Origin of the sequence: Streptomyces sp., from assembly GCF_031178505.1 — a bacterium.
GTDB classification, from domain to species: domain Bacteria; phylum Actinomycetota; class Actinomycetes; order Streptomycetales; family Streptomycetaceae; genus Streptomyces; species Streptomyces gulbargensis.
Genome location: NZ_JAPSIW010000392.1, coordinates 1 through 6,466, shown reverse-complemented (window position 1 = coordinate 6,466; position 6,466 = coordinate 1). Strand labels below are relative to the sequence as shown.

Here is a 6,466-nt window from a genome sequence, read left to right as displayed (position 1 = left end):
ACCGGCCCCTCGTCCCCGAGAACAACCTCGGCCGGATCTGCGAACTCGACCGCCCGCAGACGCTGGGCGAGTTCGCCGCCCGCGCCGCCGAGCGGCTGCCCGCCACCGCGCAGGGCATCCGGGTCGCCGGCGACCCGGGCATGACCGTGCGCCGCGTCGCCGTCAGCGGCGGCTCCGGCGACAGCCTCTTCGGCGCCGTACGGGCCGCCGGTGTGGACGCCTTCCTCACCGCCGACCTGCGCCATCACCCGGTCTCGGAGGCGACGCAGCACTCCCCGCTGGGACTGGTCGACGCCGCCCACTGGGCCACCGAATGGCCCTGGTGCGAGCAGGCCGCCGCCCAGCTCGACGAGATCTCCGACCGTCACGGCTGGGACCTGCGCGTCCACGTCTCGAAGACGGTCACCGACCCCTGGTCCTCCCACCACACCTCTCCTGGAGCCCCCAACTGAACGCCGCGCCCGCCGACCAGATCCGCCTCCTCGACGTCCAGGCCCTGGACGTACGCCTCCAGCAGCTCGCGCACAAGCGCCGGGCGCTGCCCGAGCACGCCGAGATCGAGGCGCTCACCAAGGACCTCACCCAGCTGCGCGACCTGCTCGTCGCCGCGCAGACCGAGGAGAGCGACTGCGCCCGCGAGCAGACCAAGGCCGAGCAGGACGTCGACCAGGTCCGCCAGCGGTCCGCCCGCGACCAGCAGCGGCTCGACTCCGGCGCCGTCTCCTCCCCGAAGGACCTGGAGAACCTCCAGCGCGAGATCACCTCGCTCGCCAAGCGCCAGGGCGACCTGGAGGAGATCGTCCTGGAGGTCATGGAGCGCCGCGAGTCCGCGCAGGAGCGCGTCACCGAGCTGACCGGCCGGGTCGAGGCCGTCCAGGCCAAGGTCGACGAGGCCACCGCGCGCCGGGACGCCGCCGAGACCGAGCTGGACGCCGAGGTGGCCACCGTCACCAAGGAGCGCGAGCTCGTCGCCGGTTCCGTTCCGGCCGACCTGCTCAAGCTGTACGAGAAGCTGCGCGAGCAGCAGGGCGGTGTCGGCGCGGCCCGCCTCTACCAGCGCAAGTGCGAGGGCTGCCACATCGAGCTCAACATCACCGAGGTGAACGAGGTCCGCGCCGCCGCGAAGGACGCGGTGCTGCGCTGCGAGAACTGCCGCCGCATCCTGGTCCGCACGGCGGAGTCCGGCCTGTAATGCGCGAGCTCGTGGTCGAGGCCGACGGCGGCTCCCGGGGCAACCCGGGGCCCGCCGGGTACGGCGCGGTCGTCCTCGACCCGGCGACGGGCGAGACCCTCGCGGAGGCCGCCGAGTACATCGGCGTCGCCACGAACAACGTCGCCGAGTACCGGGGGCTCGTCGCGGGCCTGAAGGCGGCCCGCGCGCTCTTCCCGGACGCCCTGGTGCACGTCCGGATGGACTCCAAGCTGGTCGTGGAGCAGATGTCGGGCCGCTGGAAGATCAAGCACCCGGACATGAAGCCGCTCGCCGCGGAGGCCGCCCGGATCTTCCCGGCCGGCCAGGTCCGCTACGAGTGGATCCCGCGCGAGCGGAACAAGCACGCCGACCGCCTGGCCAACGAGGCCATGGACGCCGGCCGCGCCGGCCGCCGCTGGGAGCCCTCCGGCTCGACGGCGGCCCTCGACGCCGCCGCCGCCCGCAACGCGGCGGCACCGGCCCCCGCCGGCCCGCCCGGCGACGCCACCGCGGGCGCCGCCCGCGCCCGCGCGGCCCTCACGGCGACCCGCCGGGCGACGCCGCAGGAGGGCGGGACCGAAGGCCTTTCCGGTACGGAGCCGGACACCGGGCCCTCGCCCGCCCCCGTCTCCGGGGCGACCCGCGCCGACGCGGGGCACGACGGCCTGTTCGGGGCCGAGGCCCTGCGGCATACCGGACACGCGACGGCGCCGCGGGATCGGGCCCCGGGCGCCGCGAGCGCCCCCGTCACCGGGCCCGCCTCCCCCGCCGCGGGGGACTTCGAGGCCGAGGCGGGCAAGGCGCAGGCGGCCGAGGCCCGGACGCGGCGCCCGGCCGTCGTACCCGCGGGGATCGTCGCGGACGACCGACGGGGCTGGACGGGCGGGCCCGACATGGGGGCGCCCTCGACGTTCGTGCTGCTGCGGCACGGGGAGACCGCGCTCACGCCCGAGAAGCGGTTCTCGGGCAGCGGGGGCTCCGACCCCGAACTGTCCCCGGTGGGCCTGCGCCAGGCCGAGGCCGTCGCCGCCGCGCTCGCCGCGCGCGGCACCATCCAGGAGATCGTCAGCTCCCCGCTCACCCGCTGCCGCCAGACCGCGGCCGCCGTGGCGGCCCGCCTCGGCCTCGACGTGCGCGTCGAGCAGGGCCTGCGGGAGACCGATTTCGGGGACTGGGAGGGCATGACCTTCGCCGAGGTCCGGGAGCGGTACCCGGAGGACCTGGACGCCTGGCTGTCGTCCCCGAAGGCCGCCCCCACCGGCGGCGGCGAGAGCTTCGCCGCCGTCACCCGCCGTGTGTCCGCCGCCCGCGACCGGCTGACCGCCGCGTACCCGGGCCGCACGGTCCTCGTGGTCTCGCACGTCACCCCGATCAAGACCCTGATCCGCCTGGCCCTCGGCGCCCCGCCGGAGTCCCTGTTCCGGATGGAACTGTCGGCGGCGGCGCTCTCGGCGGTGGCGTACTACGCCGACGGCAACGCCTCGGTACGGCTCCTCAACGACACCTCGCACCTGCGGTAGGGGGCGCCGGGGCCGTCACGCCCGGGCGGCCACCGCCCCGCGCAGCCCCGACGCCTCCCGTGCCAGCGCTTCGACACGGGACCAGTCGCGGGCCGCGAGGGCGTCGGGCGGGAGCATCCACGTACCGCCGACGCAGGGGACGTTCGGCAGGGACAGGTACGCGGGGGCCGAGCCGGGCGAGACGCCGCCGGTGGGGCAGAAGCGGGCGCCGGGGAGCGGGCCCGCCAGGGACTTCAGGTACGGCACGCCGCCCGCCGCCTCCGCGGGGAAGAACTTCATCGCCTCCACGCCCCGCTCCAGGAGCGCGACGACCTCCGACGCGGTGGAGACCCCCGGCAGGAACGGCACGCCGGAGTCCTTGAGCGCGCCGAGGAGCCGCTCGGTCCAGCCGGGGCTCACCAGGAACCGGGCACCCGCGCCGACGGCCGCCGCGGCGGCCTCCGCCGTGACGACGGTGCCGGCGCCGACGACCGCCTCCGGCACCTCCTCCGTCACCGCGCGCACCGCGTCCAGCGCGGCCGGCGTGCGCAGCGTGATCTCGATCAGCGGCAGGCCCCCGGCGACGAGGGCGCGCGCCAGGGGCACCGCGTCGGCCACGTCCTCGATCACCACCACGGGGACGACAGGGGCTTCCGGGGCAAGGTCGAAGACGCTCGTCATGGCCCCATCCTGCCCACGACGAACGAAACCTGCAACGACCGTTGCGCAGGATGCAACATTGCCCGCCCCCGGCTGGGGTCAGACTTCAAAGATCGTCCCGGTGATAGATCATGGTGTCGTGGTACGTCGTCATGAACTCGCCGATCAGGATGGGGAGTTCCCGTCCGTCTCGCCCGACGCGACGACTGCGGCCTCCGTGCGGCAGGCCGTCGCCCACAGGAGAAGAGCCGCCAGGCTGAAGGACGCTCCGAGGGCGGTCACGGCCGGCCAGCCCGCCGACGCGTAGGCGAGGGACGAGCCGAGGGCGCCCAGGCCGCTGCCCGCCGAGTAGAAGACCATGTAGCCGCCGATGATCCTGCTGCCCGCGTCGGGGCGGACCGCGTGCACCAGGGTCTGGTTGGTGACGTGCACGGCCTGCACGGCGAAGTCCAGCAGGACGGCGCCGATCGCCAGAGCCCACAGCGACTGCCGGGTCAGGGCGATCGGCAGCCAGGACAGCGCCAGCAGGGCGAGGCCGACTCCGGTCGTGCGCCGGGCGAGCCCACGGTCGTTCCAGCGCCCGGCCACTCCCGCGGCGACGGCTCCGGCTGCCCCGGCGATGCCGAACGCGCCGATCGCGGTGTGCGACAGCGACCACGGGGGACCGCTCAGGGGCTGCGCCACACCGCTCCACAGCGTGCTGAACGCCGCGAACACCAGCAGGGCGAGCGCGCCCCGGATCCGCAGCTGCGGATGGCGGGCGAACAGGGTGACGGTCGAGACCACCAGTCGCCCGTACGACGTCTCCCGCACCCCGGCGGAGGGTGCGCCGGGAGGCAGCAGGCGACGCAGCAGCAGGGCGAGGACCGCGGTGACGCCCGCAGCCGCCAGGTAGACCGCTCGCCAGCCGGCGAGGTCGGCGAGAACGCCGGCGGCGGCGCGGGCCAGCAGAATCCCGGTGACGATACCTCCGGTGACCATGCCGACGGCGCGACCGCGCCGGGCCGGCGGGGACAGGGCGGCTGCCGCCGCGACCATCGTCTGGGCCACGACGGCGAGCAGCCCGGTCGCGGCGAGCGCGCCGAACAGCGCCACCGCCCCCGGCGCCAGCCCGGCGGCCAGCAGGGCGAGCGCCAGCAGTCCGAGCTGACCGGTGACCAGCCGCCGACGGTCGAGCAGGTCACCGAGCGGAACGAGCATCAGCAGGCCGGCCGCGTAGCCGAGCTGGGTCACGGCGACGATCGCGCCGAGCAGGCCCGGGCCGAGCGCGAACCGCTCACCGAGGGTCACCAGCAGGGGCTGGGCGAAGTAGACGGTGGCGACCGAGCTGCCGGAGGCGAGGGCGAGCAGGGGCACGAGCCGCGCGGGCCGGGATGCCGCCGACGCGGGTGCAGCCTCCGATCTCGGTGCTGAGGCGGGCACCGACGCCGAGGCCGGCGCCTCGCGGTCGCCGGTCCCGCCGCACCCGCCGACCGCATCGGAGCACTCGATCGCCATACCCGCCCCACCCTTCCCTGGTTGCATCTTGCTACCTACGCGACCGTAGCCGCACGAGGTAGCATGTTGCAACCAGCCCTGGGAGGGCTGGGCAGCTTGGAGGAGAGGAGCCGAGGATGGTCGCCCGCACCCGTTTCGACGCCGACCCCTGCCCCGTCGCCCGGTCGGTGAACGCCATCGGCGACTGGTGGTCACTGCTGATCGTGCGGGACGCCTTCGACGGCAGCCGGCGCTTCGGCGAGTTCCACCGCAGCCTCGGCATCGCCAAGAACATCCTGGTGGCGCGGCTGCGCGCACTGGAGGAAGCCGGAGTGCTCCGCGGGGTGCCCGCGCCGGACGGCGGCACCCACCGCGAATACCTCCTCACGGACAAGGGCCGCGCCTTGTTCCCGGTGATCGTCGCCCTGCGCCAGTGGGGCGAGGAGCAGTGCTTCACCCCCGGCGAGCAGCATTCCCGCCTGCTGGACCGCCGGACCGGGCGCCCGCTGCGCCCGGTGCGGATCCAGTCGGCGGACGGACGGCTGCTGGAACCGGAGGACACGCTCGTGGAGAAGGTGCGGGAGGCGGAGGGCGACTAGGTTCGTCTTCGAAGATCGTCCGGGTGGTGGATCATGGTGTCGTGCTACGTCGTCATGAACCCACCGATCGGGAGTCGGAGTTACCCGCTCCGCTGTGCCCCGGGCCGCGACGGGGCGGCGCTGCTTCAACCGGCTCAAGGGCTTCCGCGGTATCGCCACCCGATACGAGAAGACCGCCACTTCCTACGAAGCAGCGGTCACCCTCGCATCGTTCCTGATCCGGGCAAGATCCGTGTGAGGACGGACCCTAGTGGATCTCGTCCACCAGCACGTCCAGCGCCCCGGCCCTGCCGCCCTCCTCCACCACGTACCCCAGCTCCCGCAGCGCCCCGGCCAGCTCCGCCGGCGACCCCGGTTCGGCCCCCGCCTCCAGCAGGCTCCGCACGATCCGGCCCTTCGTCGCCTTGTTGAAGTGGCTCACGACCTTCCGCGTCGGCGCGTGCAGCACCCGCACCGTCGCCGTCCGCGCCGCCACCTCGCCCTTCGGCTTCCACGCCGTCGCGTACGCCGCCGAACGCAGATCGAGCACCAGCCCGTCCCCGGCCGCCTCCGGCAGCACCGACGCCATCGCGCCCCGCCAATGCGCCCCCAGCGCCCCGAGCCCCGGCAGCTTCACGCCCATCGAGCAGCGGTACGACGGGATGCGGTCGGACACGCGGACCGCGCCCCACAGCCCCGAGAAGACCAGCAGCGACCGCTCGGCCCGCTCCCGCGCCGCCGCGCCGAGCGTGGCCAGCCCCAGCGCGTCGTACAGCACGCCCGTGTAGATCTCCCCGGCCGGCCGCGCGCCCGCCGTCCGCAGCCCCGCGTTCTTCGCGACCTCGCCCCGCAGCCCCTCGCTCAGGCCGAGCACCTCGCGGGCCTTCTCCTCGTCGGCCGCGCACAGCTCGACCAGCTCGTCCAGGACCGCCGCCCGCGCCTCCGCGAGCCCCGGCAGGGACAGCGACTCCGGCTTCAGCGGCGCCCCGGTCCCCGAGGACGCCTTGCCTTCGGAGGGCGGCAACAGCACGAGCACGGTGGTTCTCCTTCGTACGGGGGAA

7 protein-coding genes and 1 pseudogene are annotated in these 6,466 nt (G+C 74.9%); 5 read left to right on the top strand and 3 right to left on the bottom strand.

Annotated features, from left to right (window positions below; translation table 11 throughout):
- The 3 genes from RIF68_RS23075 to RIF68_RS23065 all read left to right on the top strand — a co-directional run.
- Positions 1 to 452 (top strand): Nif3-like dinuclear metal center hexameric protein (locus RIF68_RS23075; RefSeq protein ID WP_309053199.1); only part of this gene is annotated, 452 nt, incomplete at its 5' end.
- Entirely contained in the window at positions 449 to 1,192 is a 744-nt protein-coding gene (locus RIF68_RS23070) for a C4-type zinc ribbon domain-containing protein (protein WP_309053201.1), read from the top strand. The genes RIF68_RS23075 and RIF68_RS23070, both read left to right, overlap by 4 nt.
- Positions 1,192 to 2,712 carry a bifunctional RNase H/acid phosphatase gene (locus RIF68_RS23065; protein WP_309053198.1) on the top strand — a complete coding sequence of 507 codons (1,521 nt, stop codon included), beginning with the start codon at positions 1,192 to 1,194 and terminating at the stop codon, positions 2,710 to 2,712. The genes RIF68_RS23070 and RIF68_RS23065 overlap by 1 nt, the downstream gene beginning before the upstream one ends.
- Before the next feature lie 15 nt (positions 2,713 to 2,727).
- Here the strand turns inward: RIF68_RS23065 and eda are convergent, their stop codons facing one another.
- Together eda and RIF68_RS23055 are read right to left on the bottom strand one after the other, a co-directional pair.
- Positions 2,728 to 3,372, bottom strand: a complete 645-nt coding sequence (eda, locus tag RIF68_RS23060) for a bifunctional 4-hydroxy-2-oxoglutarate aldolase/2-dehydro-3-deoxy-phosphogluconate aldolase (protein WP_309053197.1) — start codon at positions 3,370 to 3,372, stop codon at positions 2,728 to 2,730.
- A gap of 144 nt (positions 3,373 to 3,516) precedes the next feature.
- On the bottom strand, positions 3,517 to 4,848 hold the full coding sequence (locus tag RIF68_RS23055) for an MFS transporter (protein WP_375165047.1): 1,332 nt from the start codon (positions 4,846 to 4,848) through the stop codon (positions 3,517 to 3,519).
- 116 nt (positions 4,849 to 4,964) lie between these two features.
- Between RIF68_RS23055 and RIF68_RS23050 the strand changes: the two genes are divergently transcribed.
- Positions 4,965 to 5,426, top strand: coding sequence for a helix-turn-helix domain-containing protein (locus RIF68_RS23050; protein ID WP_309053195.1), 462 nt, complete (start codon positions 4,965 to 4,967; stop codon positions 5,424 to 5,426).
- A gap of 118 nt (positions 5,427 to 5,544) precedes the next feature.
- Positions 5,545 to 5,664: pseudogene (locus RIF68_RS23045) on the top strand (IS5/IS1182 family transposase); the annotation flags it as partial.
- 9 nt (positions 5,665 to 5,673) lie between these two features.
- On the opposite strand, the gene yaaA reads toward RIF68_RS23045, so the two are convergent.
- On the bottom strand, positions 5,674 to 6,441 hold the full coding sequence (yaaA, locus tag RIF68_RS23040; RefSeq protein WP_309053200.1) for a peroxide stress protein YaaA: 768 nt from the start codon (positions 6,439 to 6,441) through the stop codon (positions 5,674 to 5,676).
- Positions 6,442 to 6,466: the final 25 nt, after the last annotated feature.

Coding starts and splice junctions, on each gene's coding strand:
- RIF68_RS23065 (WP_309053198.1), top strand. CDS start 1,192: ATGCGCGAGCTCGTGGTCGAGGCCGACGGCGGCTCCCGGGGCAACCCG.
- eda (WP_309053197.1), bottom strand. CDS start 3,372: ATGACGAGCGTCTTCGACCTTGCCCCGGAAGCCCCTGTCGTCCCCGTG.
- RIF68_RS23055 (WP_375165047.1), bottom strand. CDS start 4,848: ATGGCGATCGAGTGCTCCGATGCGGTCGGCGGGTGCGGCGGGACCGGC.
- RIF68_RS23050 (WP_309053195.1), top strand. CDS start 4,965: ATGGTCGCCCGCACCCGTTTCGACGCCGACCCCTGCCCCGTCGCCCGG.